The organism is Actinoplanes sp. NPDC026670 (assembly GCF_040638175.1).
Lineage (GTDB): Bacteria > Actinomycetota > Actinomycetes > Mycobacteriales > Micromonosporaceae > Actinoplanes.
In genome coordinates this window covers 20,782-38,242 of record NZ_JBEZXU010000083.1, presented here as the reverse complement: position 1 = coordinate 38,242, position 17,461 = coordinate 20,782, and the positions used below count along the sequence as shown (strand labels likewise).

The 17,461-nt window shown below is 69.9% G+C and carries 13 protein-coding genes; 10 read left to right on the top strand and 3 right to left on the bottom strand.

Going from position 1 to position 17,461, the window contains the following annotated elements:
* Positions 1-199: 199 nt before the first annotated feature.
* The gene (locus AB0E94_RS46035) at positions 200-3,556 is read left to right on the top strand and encodes a Calx-beta domain-containing protein (protein ID WP_360340786.1); all 3,357 of its coding nucleotides are present in this window, start codon (positions 200-202) and stop codon (positions 3,554-3,556) included.
* 13 nt (positions 3,557-3,569) lie between these two features.
* On the opposite strand, the gene AB0E94_RS46030 is transcribed toward AB0E94_RS46035, so the two are convergent.
* Positions 3,570-4,346: a DeoR/GlpR family DNA-binding transcription regulator gene (locus AB0E94_RS46030; RefSeq protein WP_360340783.1), complete on the bottom strand. Its 777-nt coding sequence runs from the start codon at positions 4,344-4,346 to the stop codon at positions 3,570-3,572.
* Between the two features lie 107 nt (positions 4,347-4,453).
* Here AB0E94_RS46030 and AB0E94_RS46025 point away from each other — a divergent pair, with 107 nt between their 5' ends.
* From AB0E94_RS46025 to AB0E94_RS46005, 5 genes are read left to right on the top strand one after another with little or no spacing between them, the layout of a single operon-like run.
* Positions 4,454-5,746, top strand: coding sequence for an alpha-glucosidase/alpha-galactosidase (locus tag AB0E94_RS46025; protein ID WP_360340780.1), 1,293 nt, complete (start codon positions 4,454-4,456; stop codon positions 5,744-5,746).
* A gap of 60 nt (positions 5,747-5,806) precedes the next feature.
* Positions 5,807-6,688 carry an SIS domain-containing protein gene (locus tag AB0E94_RS46020; protein WP_360340777.1) on the top strand — a complete coding sequence of 294 codons (882 nt, stop codon included), beginning with the start codon at positions 5,807-5,809 and terminating at the stop codon, positions 6,686-6,688.
* 13 nt (positions 6,689-6,701) lie between these two features.
* The gene (locus tag AB0E94_RS46015) at positions 6,702-8,021 is read left to right on the top strand and encodes an ABC transporter substrate-binding protein (protein ID WP_360340774.1); all 1,320 of its coding nucleotides are present in this window, start codon (positions 6,702-6,704) and stop codon (positions 8,019-8,021) included.
* Positions 8,021-8,953: a sugar ABC transporter permease gene (locus AB0E94_RS46010; RefSeq protein ID WP_360340771.1), complete on the top strand. Its 933-nt coding sequence runs from the start codon at positions 8,021-8,023 to the stop codon at positions 8,951-8,953. Before AB0E94_RS46015 ends, AB0E94_RS46010 begins: the two co-directional genes overlap by 1 nt.
* Positions 8,953-9,780, top strand: coding sequence for a carbohydrate ABC transporter permease (locus tag AB0E94_RS46005; protein ID WP_360340768.1), 828 nt, complete (start codon positions 8,953-8,955; stop codon positions 9,778-9,780). Before AB0E94_RS46010 ends, AB0E94_RS46005 begins: the two co-directional genes overlap by 1 nt.
* On the opposite strand, the gene AB0E94_RS46000 is transcribed toward AB0E94_RS46005, so the two are convergent.
* On the bottom strand, positions 9,770-10,675 hold the full coding sequence (locus tag AB0E94_RS46000) for a sugar kinase (protein WP_360340765.1): 906 nt from the start codon (positions 10,673-10,675) through the stop codon (positions 9,770-9,772). The genes AB0E94_RS46005 and AB0E94_RS46000 overlap by 11 nt on opposite strands.
* A gap of 194 nt (positions 10,676-10,869) precedes the next feature.
* Here AB0E94_RS46000 and AB0E94_RS45995 point away from each other — a divergent pair, with 194 nt between their 5' ends.
* The 4 genes from AB0E94_RS45995 to AB0E94_RS45980 all read left to right on the top strand — a co-directional run bounded on the left by AB0E94_RS45995 (position 10,870) and on the right by AB0E94_RS45980 (position 16,952).
* The gene (locus AB0E94_RS45995) at positions 10,870-11,820 is read left to right on the top strand and encodes a hexose kinase (protein ID WP_360340762.1); all 951 of its coding nucleotides are present in this window, start codon (positions 10,870-10,872) and stop codon (positions 11,818-11,820) included.
* The gene (locus AB0E94_RS45990; RefSeq protein ID WP_360340759.1) at positions 11,801-12,649 is read left to right on the top strand and encodes a class II fructose-bisphosphate aldolase; all 849 of its coding nucleotides are present in this window, start codon (positions 11,801-11,803) and stop codon (positions 12,647-12,649) included. The genes AB0E94_RS45995 and AB0E94_RS45990 overlap by 20 nt, the downstream gene beginning before the upstream one ends.
* Positions 12,650-12,757: 108 nt before the next feature.
* A complete protein-coding gene (locus AB0E94_RS45985; protein WP_360340757.1) occupies positions 12,758-13,633 on the top strand; it encodes a CPBP family intramembrane glutamic endopeptidase in 876 nt (291 codons plus the stop codon).
* Between the two features lie 325 nt (positions 13,634-13,958).
* A complete protein-coding gene (locus AB0E94_RS45980; protein ID WP_360340754.1) occupies positions 13,959-16,952 on the top strand; it encodes a BTAD domain-containing putative transcriptional regulator in 2,994 nt (997 codons plus the stop codon).
* 11 nt (positions 16,953-16,963) lie between these two features.
* Here the strand turns inward: AB0E94_RS45980 and AB0E94_RS45975 are convergent, their stop codons facing one another.
* Entirely contained in the window at positions 16,964-17,434 is a 471-nt protein-coding gene (locus AB0E94_RS45975) for a hypothetical protein (RefSeq protein WP_360340751.1), read from the bottom strand.
* Positions 17,435-17,461: the final 27 nt, after the last annotated feature.

Below are 17,461 nucleotides of genomic sequence, written 5' to 3'. Positions count from 1 at the left end.
TGCCGGTGCCGAACGCTTCGGGCTGGGCACCGCGGTGTCGCGCAGGCCCGGCAGCGCCATGCTGACCTGCTCATTCCGTTTGCCGGTGCGCTGCCCTCAAATGCGGTACGAACAGGCAAAACCCCATCTCGGGTCGGGACACAAAGCCAGGGCCTCCTCCGGCTGAGGTCGCCCAACCCCCGAAGGAGGCAGCAGGAACATGCGCATTTCGCCAGCCCACGCGGCCCAGGACCGCACGCCCCGGCGACGCCGTATGCGCAAGCCGCTGCGGACTGCCATGTCGGTCGTCGTGGCGGCGACGCTCGGCCTCATGTCGGCCGTCGTGGCCGCCGCGCCCGCCCCAGCAGCGCTCAACGACGTCCTCACCATCCCGGATGCCGGCGGCTACGAGGGCCATTACGTCACTTTCACCCTTACCTACTCCGGGTCAACGGCAGCAACGGTCGACGTAACGGCTTTCGGAGCACCAGACGAGGGCACCGCTGTGGCAGGCGCATCAACCGCAGCCGGGTTCCCGGTGGCCGGCGCCGATTTCGTCAACGGCACCGGCCTGATTTCCTCGTCCTTCAATCCCAGCACTCGAACCATCGTGTTCCCCGCGTCGAGCGCCGGTTCGCCCAGCACGGCGACGGTGAACGTCGTGACTGGTGACGATGCCGACACAGCCGACGAGAGTTTCACCCTGCACGCCGCCCTCGCCGGCGGCTCGGAGGTCACGGCGACCGGCACGATCTGGGCACTTCCGAGCGTGATCCCGAGCTTCACCTACTCGGCACCGGCCACTGTGCCGGAAGGGCAGCCGTCCGTTACCGTCACGGCCACCCTGAGCCAGGCCCAGCCACACGACATCACCATTCCGATCACCACGGGACCTGGAGCGGCGCCGGTGGCGACCTCGACCGGGGGAGTGCATCGTGACTATACGGAGTTGCCCGCCGGCACAAAGATCAAGATTCCGGCCGGCCGGGCGAGCGGTTCCATCGACATCAGCCTTTGGGACGACAGCGTCTATGAGGGCCCTACTCAGAATCTCAAGGTGATCACCGGGACGCTTGTCGGCGTTACCGGACCCGGCGCAGTGGAAATCGGCCTCACTGACAACGAGTCCATGCCGACCGTGAGCATCGGTGACGCTCCCGCCGTTCTGGAGGGGGCGAAGTCGGTCTTCCCCATCACTCTCTCGTCGCTTTCCGATGCGGCGGTGACGGTCACTGTCACGACCGTGAGCGGTGCCGACACCAGCGGATCATATGGCGCCACCAAGGGTTTGGATTTCACCGCTCCAGCCGCCAGCGTGAAGTTTCCGGCGCTGAGCCGGACAGCCGAATTGACCGTGTCCACCACCGCCGACAACGATGTCGAAGGCACCGAGACGTATACAGCGACCCTCAGCAATCCGGTCAATGCGGCGCTCAGCACACAGCAGACTGCGACCGGCACCATTCTCGACGACACGACCAAGCCGATCGTGACCTACCTCGCGCCGAACGCCGCCATGAACGGCGCGGCCTACGTCCCGGGTGACCTCGTCAATACCTTCGTCGAGGGTGACGCGGAGGAACGGTCCACGTTCATCAACCTGTCCGTCGCCGCCACGACGAGTCAGGTCCCGGTTCAGCTCGCGTACAGCTTCGTCAAAGGCACTGCCACACCCGGCGTCGACTACCGCGGAGCGGCCGGCGCCTTCACCGTCCCGGTCGGCGCGGGGGAGACCACCTTGCAGATCCCGGTCACGATCATCGGTGATCGGATCGTCGATCGCGACGAGACCTTCAGTGTGGCGTTGAGCAGCCCGAACGGCACGGTCAACCCGAAGTCCCTCAGTACCCCGATGACATTCGTCATCTCCGACACCGGTGACGTCCTGCCGACCTGGAGCACCGGCGACGTGTCTGTGGCCGAGGGGAACAGCGGACCGACGACAGCGCGGGTGCCGATCACGTTGAGCGGCCCGGCCAGCGCGGATGTCGCCTTCACCGCCGAAGTCGCCGACATCGCCGACGTCGCCGGGACAGACAGCACCACCGAGACCGGTGTCAGCGCCGGAGCGACGGTCGGCGACAACGACTACGATCTGCCGGCCAAGGCTGCTGTGCTCATCGCGGCCGGCAGTACGACCGGGTACCTCGACATTCCGGTCAACGGTGATGTGATCTACGAACGCGACGAGGCGTTCACGGTGCGCTTCATCCCGCCTCCGAGTGGCCTCGTCGCTGCGACCGGCACCACCGGAGTGATGCCCTTGGCCTGGGTGACGGTCAAGAACGATGACGCCGCGCCGACGGTGAGCTTCAACCAGACCAGTTCCACCGAGGGCTCGACGATCAGGATCAAGGGAACCACAGCCGGCCTCTCCCAGGCCCCGTACAGGCTCAGCTTCTCGGTCGCCCCGGTCGGCACGAACCCGGCGACCCCCACGATCGACTATCAGGTCAACCGGTTCGCCCCGGTCACGGCCACCGTGGCCCGCGGCGCTCAGGGGCCGCTCGTCCTGGACGGGGTTGCCACCGAGACGACGATCGCCGACGTTCACCTCTCTCCCGATGACATCGACGAGGCGACTGAGACCTTCGGTGTGATCGCAACCGAGACTTCGCCGGCGCCACTGGTCGGCATCGCCACGACCACCGGTGTCTACCGGATCGTCGATGATCCGGCCGATCTGCCGCCGACAGCGTCGATCGGCAATGCGACGGTGCCCGAAGGTGCGGGATCGGTCGACGTGCCCGTGTCGCTGGTCTTCACCGGCGAGACCGTCTCCTCCAGCCAGCCCTACACGTTGTCGTACCACACCCTCAACGGCCTGGCGGTCGAGCCGGGGGACTACACCGCGGTCTCCGGCACTCTCACGATCCCGGCCGGCGTCATGACGTCGACCATCAAGGTGCCGATCATCGACGACGAGTTCTTCGAGCCGGACGAGAAATTCCTGGTCAAGATAGGCATGCCGGGTCCGGCCGGTGCCACGCTCGGGGACCACACCGGTGAAGTCACCATCCAGTCGGACGATGATGCTCACGCGAAGCCGACGATTGCCGTCCCGTCGACGGTCAGGGGTGCGACGGCCGTCGTGGTCAGCGGTTCGGCCGGCGACAGCGCGGGCATCGAGCTGTGGAGTGCTCCGCTGGCCGGCGGCGACCTCGAGAGGGTGGCTACCGGCGCTGCCGACGCGGCCGGCATCTACAGCTTCAAGCGGTGGATCGGGGTGGGCACCAGATTCCAGGTGAAGTCGGCCGGGATGGAGTCCGAGGTCAAGACCGTTCGGATCACTCAGGTGCCGGTGTTCACCGCTGCTTCCAGTCGCGCGGGCAAGCTCACCCTGACCGTCAGGGGAAACCCGGCCGGCAGCAAGCAGGCCGTCACCGTGCAGCGTCTGGTGAAGGGCGCCTGGGCCAACACCTCCTGGAAGGGCGTGACCGGCAAGAACAACAAGTGGGCCGCGACGGTCAAGGCCAAGTCGAAGTCGACCTGGACGCTGCGGGCCCGCATCGCCGGTTCCGCCGAGGCCGGCGTCAACGCGGGCACCTCGAAGACCAGGAAGGTGACCATCAAGTAGGCCGTGGACCGGATCATCCGCCGACGACGGTCACCTCGGTGCCGGCGCGGCGGATGGCCTCCACTCCGGCCGGATCCGCGGTGGCGTCGGTGACCAGCATGGACACGTCGGTGACCGGGCAGATGCCGGCCAGGCAGATCTTGCCGATCTTGGAGCCGTCGGCCACCACGATCACCTGGTCGGCCCGGCGGATCATGGTGGCGTTGGTGTTCGCCTCGATCTCGTCGTGGGTGGTCAGGCCACCCCGGGCGCTGATGCCGTCGACGCCGACGACCGCGACCGCCATGTTGAGCCCTTTGAGGGCCTGGTCGGCGATGGGGCCGACGAGTTCGTACGACTGGGTGCGCGACACACCGCCCGTCATGATCAGTTTCAGGCGGGGGCGCAGGGCCAGCTCGGCGGCGATGTTGAGCGCGTTGGTGACGACGGTCAGGTCGACCCGCTCGGCGAGCAGGCGGGCCAGCAGGTGGGTGGTGGTGCCGCCGGTCAGCCCGAGGGTGAGCGGGCCTTTCGGCAGCAGGCCGGCGACGGTCTTGGCGACCAGGGCCTTCTCCTCGCGGTGCTGCCCGACCCGATAGCGGACCGGCAACTCGTAGGCCACGTCGATGGCGACGGCGCCTCCGTGCGTACGCGAAAGAAGTCTTTGATCTTCAAGAACTTGCAGGTCCCGGCGGATCGTCGCGGGCGAGACGTCGAATTCCTCGGCGAGTTGGCCGGCGTCGACCGAGCCGTGGCCGGCGACGCGCTCGAGGATGGCCGAAACCCGGTCTGCCCGGCGCAGCGAACTCATGAATCCCTCACTCGATACTGATCAAACGAACAGTCAATCTAGTTCGTTTTCAAGCGATCAGCCAGTTCATCTTGTGCGGTCTTGGCGTTAGCGCCAACAATCCGCCCATGACTGTGATCGCCTTTCTGGGCGCCGGCAGCGTGGTCTTCACCCGCGAGTTGCTGGCCGACATCCTGTCCTTCGATGAGCTGCGCGACGTGACCCTGGCCCTGCACGACATCGATGCGGAGCGCCTGGAGACCGCCGAGATGATCGCCCGGCGCACGGCTGACCAGCTCGGATGTCATCCGGTCATCACCACGTCGCTGGATCGGCGGACCGCTCTGGACAATGCCGACTTCGTGATCAACTCGATCCAGGTGGGCATGCACGAGGCGACCGTGCGCGACTTCGAGATCCCCGCGAAGTACGGGCTGCGGCAGACGATCGCCGACACACTGGGCGTCGGCGGCATCTTCCGGGCTCTTCGCACCTTTCCGATCCTGGACCGGATAGCACGCGACATCGAAGAGGTCTGCCCGGACGCGTGGTTGCTCAACTACACGAACCCGATGGCCATGAACATCGCCTACCTCGCGGCGAAAGCACCGAAGGTCAAGGCCGCCGGCCTCTGCCACTCGGTCTTCTGGACCGTCCACGATCTGGCTGAGCTGCTGGAAGTGCCCCTCGACGAGATCGACTACCTGGGCGCCGGCATCAACCATCAGTCCTGGCTGCTGCGGTTCGAACACCGCGGCGAGTCGCTCTATCCGAGGCTGGACGCGCTGCTGGAACGGGATCCGGAACTGCGGCGACGGGTACGGATGGACATGTACCGGCGGATCGGCTATTTCCCCACCGAGACCAGCGAACACTCCGCCGAGTACGTCCCGTGGTACCTGCACCACGACGAGGAGATCGCCCGCCTGCGCATCCCGGTCGGCGACTACCTGCGGATCAGCGCCGGCAACGTGGCCGAGTACCACGCCACCCGCGCCGCCCTGCTGAGAAACGAGCGCCTCGACCTGACCCGGGAGGCCACCGAGTACGCCCCGCAGGTCATCCACAGCATGGTCACCGGAGCGATGCGCCGCATCCACGCCAACGTCCCGAATCACGGCCTGATCGGCAATCTCCCGCAGGGGTACGCCGTAGAGGTCCCGTGCGTGGTCGACCGCCTGGGGATCCGCCCCGAGCAGGTCGGTGACCTGCCCGTGCAGTGCGCCGCCCTGAACCGGGGTTTCGTCAGCGTCGGCGAGTTGACGGTGCGGGCCGCGCTCACCGGCGACAAGCGGATGGTCCGGCAGGCCGCGATGGCCGATCCGAACACGGCCGCGACGCTCACGGTCGAGCAGATCTGGGACCTGTGCGACGAGTTGACCGCCGCGCACGGCGCCCTGATGCCGGAAGCGCTCATCTGAGAATGCTCGTTTGATGCTCACATCTTGTTAAGCGAGCGCAAACGAGCATAATTCTCGAGCATGAGCGACACGGCAGCCGAGATCGCCAGTCAGCCGGACGTGTGGGTGCGTGCCCTGGCCCACGCCGACCGGGCCCGTGACGAGTTGCTCGCCCCGGGCGAGCGGATGCTGGTGCTCGGCTGCGGCACCTCCTGGTTCGTCGCGCAGAGCCTTGCCGAGTTGCGTGAGCGGGCCGGTTTCGGGGAGACCGACGCGGTCTGCGCCTCCGAGTTCGTGCCCCGCCGCCGCTACGACCGGATCGTGGCGGTGACCCGGTCCGGCACCTCGACCGAGGTGCTGGACGCGTTGCGCAAGGCCGGGGCGGGAGCGCGTACGGTCGCGATCACCGCGGTCCGCGGCGAACCCGTCGACTCGCTGACCGACGGTCAGGTCGTGCTCGACTTCGCCGACGAGCGCAGCGTGGTGCAGACCCGTTTCCCCACCACCGTGCTGGCACTGGCCCGGCACGTGTTCGGCGAGGATCTCGCACCTGTCGTCGCCGACGGCCGGACCGCACTGGCCACCGACCTGCCGGCCGATCCGGCGCCCATCGAACACCTGGTCTTCCTCGGCACCGGCTGGACCGTCGGGCTGGCCCACGAAGCGGCGCTCAAGGTCCGCGAGGCAGCCCAGGCCTATTCGGAGTCGTACCCGGCCAAGGATTTCCGGCACGGCCCGGTCGCGGTGGCCGGCCCGGCCTCGCTGGTCTGGTCGTTCGGGGACACCCCGGCCGAACTGGACGACGTCGCCCGGGACGCGGGCGCCACCGCGTACCGCGACGGACTGGACCCGCTTGCCCAACTGGTTCTCGCGCAGCGTTTCGCACTCGCCATGGCCGTCCACCGCGGCCTCGACCCCGATCGCCCCCGGCTACTCACCCGATCCGTCGTGCTGACCCCTTGATGAGGTGTGTGAGATGTCCAACCTTCGGCGCGGCCGGGCATTCCGGCTGCTGGCAGGCGGCCTCGGCGCCGCGATGACGATGTCCGCCTGCATGGGCGGAACGACGGGCACCGGCAAGGACGCCGCCGCCGGCTACGACCCGAAGGCGGCCGTCGAGATCACCTGGTGGACCGGCCAGCCGGAGGAGCAGGAGAAGGTCGCTGAGCAACTGGCCGCCGAATATCACGCCGCGAACCCGAACGTCACGATCAAGGTCTCGCCCGGCGCCCCGACCACCGACGACCTGCTCACCAAGCTTTCCGCCGGGTTCGCCAGCGACAGTTACCCGGACATCTCCTACGCCTACGGCAACTGGGCCGGTGACCTGGGCGCGAGCGGCAAGGCCCAGGACCTCACGTCGTACGTTCAGGATCCGTCGTTCGGCTGGGACGACTTCCCGGCGGCGGCCCGCGAGGTGGCCACCTCGAACGGCCGGGTCATCGGCATCCCGGCACTCGTCGACAACCTGGCGCTGATCTACAACAAGAGCCTGTTCGACCGCGCCGGTGTCGCCTACCCCACCGACGACTGGTCCTGGGACGATTTCCGGGCCGCGGCCAAGACCCTGACGGACCCTTCGACGAACACGTACGGCACGGCGTACTCGGTATCCGGCAGCGAGGACACCACCTGGCACCTCTGGCCGCTGCTCTGGCAGCACGGCGGCAAGATCCTCGAGGGTGACAAACCGGCCTTCAACTCCGACGCCGGGGTGGCCGCGCTGGAGACGCTGCGGCAGATGGCCGTCGACGACAAGTCGATGTACCTCGACCAGACCGACGAGAAGTACGCGCCCCTGTTCAACAGCGGGCACGTCGCCATGATGCTGTCCGGCCCGTGGGCGCTGCTGGAATTGAAAGAGGCGAAGCTGGCGTACGGGGTGACCGACCTCCCCGGTTTCAACGGCGACCACCAGACCGTCTCCGGCCCCGACCTGTGGGTGCTGTTCGACCACGCCGACGTGAACCGGGCCGGTGCCTCCCGCGCCTTCATCAAATGGCTGACCAGCAAGGAGATCGACCCGAAGTGGAACCTCGCGGTCGGTAACCTGCCGCTGCGCACCTCGGAGAAGGATTCCGCCGAGTACGCGGCGTACGTCAAGGAGTACCCCGGCGGTGACAAGTTCTTCGCCAACCTCGCCAACGCCGAACAGGCCCGGCCGACGCTGCCCGGTTACGAGGTGCTGTCCCGCAACGTCGGCGACGCCATCGCCAAGGTTCTGCAGGGTCAGGCTCAGCCGAAGGAAGCCCTGGACGAGGCCGCCAAGAAGTCCGTCGACGCGATCACGAACTGATGGCGCTCACCTTCGCGATCCCGCGCACACCGGCTGCCGCCCAGCGCGCCCCACGGACCCGCGCGCTACAGCGGCACCTCACCGGCTGGGCCTTCGCCGGACCGGCCACCGTGATCGTCGTCGGGCTGTCGATCTTCCCGGCGGTCTGGGCGTTCTTCATCTCCCGGGCCAAGTGGAACGGCATCGCCCCGGCGACCGACGTCGGCTGGCGTAACTACGAACTGCTCGTGCAGGACCCGGACATGATCGCGGCGGCCCGGCACACCTTGCTGCTCACCGCGCTGTTCGTACCCGGATCGATCGTTCTCGGAATTCTGATAGCGATCGCACTGAACCAGAAGATCCGGCTGATCGGTTTCTACCGCACCTGCATCTTCGTGCCCTATGTGGCGTCGGCGGCGGCCACCGGCATCCTGGCCGGGTTCGTCTTCAACCCGCAGTTCGGCGCGGCCAACGACGTGCTGCGGCACCTCGGGCTGCCGCAGCAGCAGTTCCTGGAGAACCCGAACCAGGCCATCTACATCATCTGCCTGATCGCGCTCTGGGGTGAGGTCGGTTTCACCACTGTCGTCTACCTGGCCGCGCTCCAGGACATCCCGCGTGACCTGGTCGAGGCGGCCCGGATGGACGGCGCGAGCCCGTGGCGGATCTTCGTGCACGTCACGCTGCCGGAACTGCGGCCGGTCACGGTGTTCGCGGCGGTCTGGCAGACGATCACGGCGATGCAGTTGTTCGATCTGATCTACACGACCACCCGCGGCGGGCCGCTCAACAGCACCCAGACGATCGTCTATTACATCTACGAACTCGCCTTTCAAACCCAGAGACTGGGGTACGGGGCGGCCGCCGCCTATCTGCTCTTCATCGTGACGATGCTGCTGACCCTGCTCGTCATCTGGTACTCGCGCCGGCGCGGCTCGGAGGTGTTCTGATGCGCCGTCACCTGAAGCTTCCGTTCAGCCCCTGGCATCTGCTGCTCATGCCGCTCGCGCTGATCTTCGTGCTGCCACTGGCGCAGATGCTGCTCACCTCGTTCATGAGCAGCGCCGAGATCAACCAGTTTCCGCCCAGACTGATCCCGACCAGCCTGCATCTCGAGGGCTACCGGCACCTGGTCGGCGAGACGCCCGCGCTGCGCTGGTTCGCCAACACGGTCATCGTCTCCGGCATCGCGGTCGTGGCCCACCTGGCGCTCTGTTCGATGGCCGGTTACGGGTTCGCGCGGCTCAAGTTCGCCGGGCGAGGGCTCGCGTTCGTGCTGATCCTGGCCACCGTGATGATCCCGATCCAGCTGCTGATGATCCCGACCTATCTGATGTTCGCCCGGCTCGGCATCGTCGACACCCTCGCCGCCGCGTACGTGCCGTGGCTGGCCTCGGCCTTCGGCATCTTCCTGATGCGGCAGTTCTTCCTCGGGCTGCCGGTCGAGTTGGAGGAGGCCGCGCTGATCGACGGCTGCGGACGGTGGCGCACGTTCCGCAGCATCGTGCTCCCGCTGGCGAGACCGGCGCTGACCACCCTGGCGATCATCACTCTGCTGTGGAGCTGGAACGATCTGCTCTGGCCGCTGGTGGCGATCTCCGACGACCACACGTTCACGCTTCAGGTCGGGCTCGCCAACTTCCAGGGCATGCGGCGTACCGAATGGTCGCAGTTGATGGCCGGCAACGTCCTGGCGACCATGCCTCTGGTGCTCGCCTTCCTGTTCGCTCAGCGAAGGTTCATCGCAACGATGACCTTCACCGGCATCAAGGGGTGAGCTCCGCCCGGTGGGCCTGCGCGGCGGTGCCACCGGCGGCCCGCGTGCTCAGCGACCCGGCCGCGGCGGCCCACGCGACCGCTTCGGTCATCTCCGCACCGGAGAGTCGCGCCGCGAGAAAGCCCGCGTTGAAGCTGTCGCCGGCGCCGGTGGTGTCGACCACGTCGACATCGCGCCCCGGAGCGGCGCAGCCGCCACCGGGCCACCAGGCCCTCGCACCGCGTGCACCGTCCTTCATCACCACGGTCGTCCCCGCTGCGACCAGGGCGGCGGCCGCCTCGTCCGGATCGTCGATCCGGGTGATCGCCCGCAGCTCGGCCGCGTTGGGCAGGAAGACGTCGGTGTGCTCCAGGATCTCGGCGAGCGACTCCCACTTCTCGGACGGATCCCAGTTGGTGTCGAGTGACGTGGTGATCCCGGCCGCTCGGGCCCGCCGGAAGACCCCGGCTAGCCCGGCCGCCAGTGCCGGCTGCAGGTACAGCGAGGCGACATGCACGTGACCGGCCCGGTGCAGCAGCTCGTCGGTGATGTCACCGGGCCGCAGGGCGGAGATCGTGCCCGGCAGGGTGAGCATGCCGCGATCGTCCGGCTCGGACAGCACGACCGTGAGCCCGGTCGGCGCGCCACGCCCGTCCGCCGCCAGCAGGGTCACGCCGAGCTCGGCCAGCTGGGCGCGCACCAGCGCCCCGAAGGTGTCGTCACCGACCGCCGCGAACAGCGCCGTCCGCAGCCCGAGGCGCGCGCAGCCGCTCGCGGTGATCGCCGCTGAACCGCCGAGCACCAGGTCGGCGGCGGTCAGCAACTGCTCGGCCTGCCCGAACCGGGGCCGCACGTCACCACGCAGCAGCAGATCGGGGTTGGCGTCACCGATCACCAGAACGTCGAACTGGGCCACGCGCCGCCTCCTGTTGTCCATATGAACACTCAGGGAGCAGGATACGCGCATGATCCGTCATTGACATCTGTGCGTTCGATCAGTTGAATCGACTATGACGTGATCGAGCCCAGCCGGTAACCAGTCCGGCGCCGAGGTTCGCCAGGGCGGCACTTCCGGCCCGAGGCGGGGCAGATCCGCACCGGAGCCTTGCCATGATCGTCACCGTCACGCTGAATCCGGCGCTCGACCTCACCTACACCGTCGACGCCCTGGTCCCGCACGGCACCCACCGGGTCACGACGGTTGCCGAACGTCCCGGCGGCAAGGGCCTCAACGTCGCCCGCGTGCTGCACACGCTGGGCGAGCCGGTGCTGGCCACCGGCCTGCTGGGTGGTCCGACCGGCCGCCGCGTCAGCGCCCTGCTGGCCGCGGACGGGGTTCCGGCGTCGTTCGTGGAGATCGGCGGCGAGACGCGGCGGACGGTGGCGGTGGTCGACGGCTCCGCCGCCACCGGCTTCTGGGAACCGGGCCCGGCGGTCACCGAGGCCGAGTGGTCCCGGTTCACGGACCACTTCCGGCAGTTGCTCCCCGGCGCGACGGTGGTCGTTCTCAGCGGTTCCCCGCCGGCCGGTCCGCCGCCTTCGGTGTACGCCGCACTGATCGTCCACGCCCGGGAGGCGGGCGTCCCCGCCCTGCTCGACACTAGCGGGCCGGCGTTACACGAGGGCCTGCGAGCCGGCCCGGCCCTGGCCAAGCCCAACGACGCCGAACTGGCCGCCCTCCGGCCCGGGTCGCCACCGCCGGCCGGCCACGCGGAGATCGTCGAAGCCGTGCGAGCGGTCGCCGACGGGGCCGTCGTGGTCTCGCGTGGGGCGGCCGGGCTGATCGCGGTGGTGGGTGACGAGGTGTGGGAGTGCGTGCCGCCGGTCGCGCTCGGCGGCAACCCGACCGGTGCCGGGGACGCCTGTGCGGCCGCGCTGGCCCGGGGGCTGCGGGACCGTACCCCATGGCCTGATCTTCTCGCCGATGCCGTCGCCTTGTCCGCAGCCGCCGTCGCGAACCCGGTGGCCGGCGCCTTCGACGCCGATGTCTATCGGCGGACCCGGGCCGCCGCGAAGCCGGTTGGAGTCTCTGGAGGTTCCCGTGCTCGCCTCCACCGGTGACCTGGTCGCCGCCGCGCGGGCGAGCGGCGGAGCGGTAGGCGCGTTCAACGTCATCACCATCGAGCACGCCGAAGCCATCGTGGCCGGCGCCGAGTCCGCCCGGCTGCCGGTGATCCTGCAGATCAGCGAGAACGCGGTCCGCTTCCACCACGGCCGCCTGGCTCCGATCGCCGCCGCCGCCCGGGCGATCGCCGCCTCCGCGTCCGTCCCGGTCGCCCTGCACCTGGATCACGTCGAATCGGACGAACTGCTGGCCGAGGCCGTGATCAACGGCTTCGGCTCGGTGATGTACGACGCGTCGCGCCTGCCCTATGCGGCCAACGTGGGCGCCACGGCATCCGCGGTGAAACGCTGCCATGCGCAGGGTCTCTGGGTGGAGAGCGAACTGGGCGAGATCGGCGGCAAGGGCGGCGCCCACGCGAAGGGCGCCCGGACCGACCCGGCCGAGGCGGCCGCCTTCGTGACGGCCACCGGGGTGGACGCCCTCGCCGTAGCCGTCGGCTCGTCCCATGCGATGGTCACCCGCAGCGCCCGCCTGGACCACGACCTGATCGCACGCCTCGCCGCAGCCGTGCCGGTCCCGCTGGTGCTGCACGGTTCCTCAGGCGTCCCGGACGACGAACTGACCCGGGCGGTCCACGGCGGAATGGCGAAGATCAACATCGGAACGGCCTTGAACACCGCCTTCACCGGTACGGTCCGCGCCGCTCTCGGCACCCACCCCGACCTGGTCGACCCTCGCCGTTACCTGGCCTCTGCCCGGACCGCCATGGCCGAGACCGTCACCACCGCCTTGCAGGTCCTTCGCTCAGGCGTCCTCCCCGCCTGACAAGAGTGCAGCCTGCTGTACCCGGAAGGTCTCGCGTACTGCAATGACCTTGAGGCGCTCCGCTGATGGACTGTCCGCACCTGACCGACAGTCCTGATCGGAGATCTCGTGGACACCCTGTTTTCGCTGGTCCGGCGCTATCCGGTGTCGGCCTTCTTCACGCTTGCCTTCGGAGTCAGCTGGTTCTTCTGGACGCCGTACATCCTGTCGGATCATGGTCTTGGTCTCGAGCCGGACATCCACATCCCCGAGGTTCTCGGGACCGGGCAGCTCGTCGGCGTGCTGCCCGGCGCCTATCTCGGGCCGCTGGGCGCCGCGTTCCTGGTCACCGCGATCACCGAGGGGCGTCCGGGGCTGCGGGCGTGGGCGCACCGGCTCAAGCACTGGCGGGTCGGCTGGCGCTGGTTCTTCGCCGTGCTGCTGATCGTGCCGGCGGCCATCCTGCTCGCGCCGCTCGCGCTGCCGAAGACGTGGGGCCACATCACGGCGCCGAGTGCGGTGATCTTGCTCGCGTACCTCCCGATGCTGCTCATGCAGCTGGTCACCACCGCCGCGGCCGAGGAGCCCGGGTGGCGTGACTTCGCACTGCCCCGGATGCAGGACCGGTTCGGCCCGGTCCTGGGCACCTCGCTGCTGGGCCTGTTGTGGGGCGCCTGGCACCTGCCGCTCTACCTGACCGAGTGGGGCGGCCCGAACCCGACCTGGCTGGACCCGGTCGAGTTCATCATCATCTGTGTCCCGCTGAGCCTGGTCATGACCTGGGTGTTCAACCGCAGCGGGCAGAGCGTGCCGCTGATCATGCTGCTGCACGCCGGCATCAACAGCACCTATTCGCTGGTGTGGGGTGAGGTCTACCCGACCCTCGACATCGCCCGGGATCCGCTGCACGGCCAGCTCATCGCCTCGGTGGCGGCCGCTCTCATCCTGATCGTCGCGACCCGCGGCCGGCTCGGCCTGCGCGCCGAGCACCCGGTCCCGGTCTGAAACGATCGGCCGAGGTGTGGAGATGCCCGCCGTCCCCCGTTACTTGCCGGCGGGCATCTCTCTGTTCCCTCGTGCGGCCGTGGGGGCCGCGCTTTGTCGCAGGTCGGACCACCTGTCGCCATCGGGCTTCCATGTGGCGTCCCGATTCCCCCGTACGCTTGCGTAACCGGGCGAGGGCGATCCGTTCCCTTCAACGACGTCAATGCTCGTCGCCGCACCTTGTACGAAACATGGGAGACTTGTAGCGGACCTTGTGGATTTCTTGAATCCCCAGGTCAGGAGCAGGGGCAATCCCCTGGTCAAACCATGGGTGTGCGGAGGTCAGTTGGCGGCGGAGTTCGGTGTTCTCGGTGTGGTGGAGGCGTGGATCGACGGCCGGGCCGCCGATCTGGGGCATGCCCGGCAGCGATGTGTGCTGGGTGTGCTGCTCGTGGAGGCCGGCCGGCCGGTCACTCCGGACCAGCTGATCGACCGGGTGTGGGGCGAGCACGCGCCACAGCGGGCCGCCGGCGCCCTCTACAGCTACCTGTCCCGGCTGCGGCGTGCCGTCGCCGGCGCGGACGGTGCGGAGATCCGGCGCGAGCCCGGCGGCTACCTGCTGACGGTCAATCCGCAGGCGGTGGATCTGCACCGGTTCCGGCGGCTGATCACCACGGCCCGGGCGGCCGAGTCGGACCGGTCCGCGGCCACCCTGATCGAGCAGGCGCTGGGGCTGTGGCGGGGCGACCCGTTCGCCGGCCTGGACACCCCGTGGCTGGCCGCGACCCGGCGCACCCTGCTCGGCGAGCGGTTCGCCGCCGAACTGGACGGCAACGACATGCTGCTCCGGCTGGGCCGCCACGGCGAGTTGCTGCCGGCGCTGCTGGCCGCGGTCGCCGAGCATCCGCTGGACGAGCGGCTGGCCGGTCAGGCGATGCTCGCGCTGTACCGGTGCGGGCGCCAGGCCGACGCCGACGAGCAGTACCGGCGGATCCGCCGCCGCCTGGCCGACGAGATGGGCAGCGACCCGGGCGCTGAGCTGCGCAGACTGCACGAGCAGGTGCTCGCCGCCGATCCGGTGCTGTCCGTGCCGGGCGGCGACTCCCGGGTGCCGGCCGGACCGGCGCCCGCCGCCCCGGTCACGGTGCCCGCGCAGTTGCCCGCCGACGTGCGGGCCTTCACCGGCCGTACCGGAGAGCTGGCCGCCCTGGATCGCCTGCTGGAGCCGCCGGACGGCGACGAGCCACCGCTCACCGTCGCGTTGCTGTGCGGCACCGCCGGGGTCGGCAAGTCGGCGCTGGCCGTCCGCTGGGCGCACCGGGTCCGCGAGGCCTATCCGGACGGGCAGCTCTACGTCAATCTGCGTGGCTACGACGCCGAGCAGCCGGTGGCGGTGGCCGACGCGCTGGCTGGGTTCCTCACCGCGCTCGGCATCCGCGCGCCGGAGATCCCGGCGGGCACCGACGAACGCGCCGCCCGGTACCGGTCCGAGCTCACCGGCCGGCGGATGCTGATCCTGCTGGACAACGCGTCGTCGGTGGAGCAGGTCCGGCCGCTGCTGCCGGGCACCGGGTCGTGCCTGGTGCTGATCACCAGCCGTGACTCGCTGCGCGGCATGGTGGCGGTCCACGGCGCCGAACGGGTCAATCTCGATCTGCTGCCGCCGGACGACGCGATCGGGCTGCTGCGCAAACTGATCGGCCGGCGGGTGGACCGTGACCCGGAAGCCGCCGAGGCGATGGCCTCCGCGTGCGCCAGGCTGCCGCTGGCCCTGCGGATCGCCGCCGAGCTGGCCGCGGAACGCTCCGATGTGCCGTTGCCCGAGCTGGTCACCGAGCTGGGCGACCACCAGGTCCGGCTGGACCTGCTCGACGCCGGCGGCGACCCCCGGGCCGAGGTCCGGGCGGTGTTCTCCTGGTCGTACCAGAACCTGCCGGACGGCGCGGCCCGGGCGTTCCGGCTGCTCGGCCTGCATCCGGGGGAGACCGCGCACGTCGACGCGGTGGCCGCGCTGATCGGGGACCGGCCCGGCGAGGCCAGGCGCCAGCTGGACGTGCTGAGCCGGGCCAGCCTGGTCCAGCCCGGCCGGGGCGGCCGGTACGGCATGCACGACCTGCTGCGCGCGTACGCCGCGGAGCTCGCCACCGGACACGACGCCGAGACCGACCGGCGGGCCGCCCTGACCCGTCTGTTCGACCACTACCTCGCCGGGGCCGGCACGGCGATGGCCACCCTGTACCCGGACGGCGGCACGCCGGCCGGCGACCCGGACGCGGCCCGCGCCTGGATCGAGGCGGAACGGCCCAACCTCGCCGCGGTCTGCACGAACGGCGCGGCGCACGGCTGGTACCGGCACACCATCGAGCTGGCCGGGACCATGTTCCGCTATCTCGACGCGGGCGGGCCGGTGGCCGAGGCGGTCACCGTGACCGCATCGGCGGTGTCGGCGGCGCGGGCCGTCGGCGATCCGGGCGCACAGGCGCGGGCACTGTCCAACCTGGGCCGGCTGCACCGGCGGCAGGGCCGGCTGCACGAGTCCGCCGAGACCTACCGGCAGGCGCTGCTGCTCTACACCGACCTCGGCGAGCCCGCGGCCGAGGCGCTGGTGCTGCGCAACCTGGGCAGTGTCGACTGGCGGCGCGGCGACTACCGGCCGGCCGCCGACCACTACCGGCGGGCCGAGGCGCTGTGCCGGGATCTGGGCGACGACGACGGGCGGGCCGACGCGCTGGTCCGGCTCGGGCTGATCGACGCCCGGCTGGGCGATCACGACCGGGCGGCCGGTGGGTTCGGATCGGCCCTCGATCTGTACGCCACACTCGGCGACCGGTTCAGCGAGGCGTATGTGTTGTCGCTGCTGGCCCGGCTGCCGCACGGCCCGGTTCCGCTGGAGCAGGCCGAGGCGCATCTCGACCAGAGCCTCGCCGCGGTTCGCCGCACCGGTGACCGCACCGCGGAGGCGTACGTGCTGACCGATCTCGCCGCCATCCACGCCCGCCAGAGCCGCCTCGCCGAGGCCTCCGGTCACCTGCGTCGCGCTCTGGTGCTGCTGCGCCGGATCGGTGACCGGGCCAGCGAGGCCGAGGCGCTCAACGATCTGGGCCAGGTGCTGTGCGCGGCCGGGGACGCGGCCGACGCGCGGGTCCAGCACGGTCAGGCGCTGGCGCTGGCCGAGGAGATAGGGGACCGGTACGAGCAGGCGCGCGCCCACGACGGCCTGGCGGCGGCGTCGCGGGATCTCGGGGAGACCGATCCGGCCGGGACGCACGCGGACCGGGCCGGACGCCTCTTCGCCGAGCTGGAGGTCCCGGCGGCGGAGGTGGCCGCGACCGGACGCTGAACCGGTGGTGATCAGGCCCGGTGCACGCCGTCGATCCAGAGCACGGTGACCGGGCAGCCGCGGGCGCGGGCGTAGGCGACCACGTCCGCGGTGCCGCCCAGCCCGCGGGCGGGCAGCCCGTCCCAGATGGCGAACAGGTGGTCGCAGCGGTCCACCAGGGCCTGGCCGGCGGCCATGAAACTCTCGTCGGACGGCTCGCCGCCGGGGACGGTGATCACCGTGGCGGCGGCCCGGACGAGATCCTCGAACCGGGCCCGGCTGCCGTCGGTGAGCGAACCGCCGTAGTCGGCCCACGGCAGGACCGCCTCGAGCGTGCCGCCGGACGCCAGCACATGGGCGGCGAACAGCTGGTCGGCGCCGTCGGCGAGACTCGACACCCCGAGCAGGCCGGCGCCGGTGGGCAGCACCCGGCGCCAGTGGTCCATCGCCCGTTCGGCGATGCCCGGTGGAAGGACCCGGTGACCGGTGACACCGAACCGCACATTGACCTCCGTACGAAGCAACCTGAC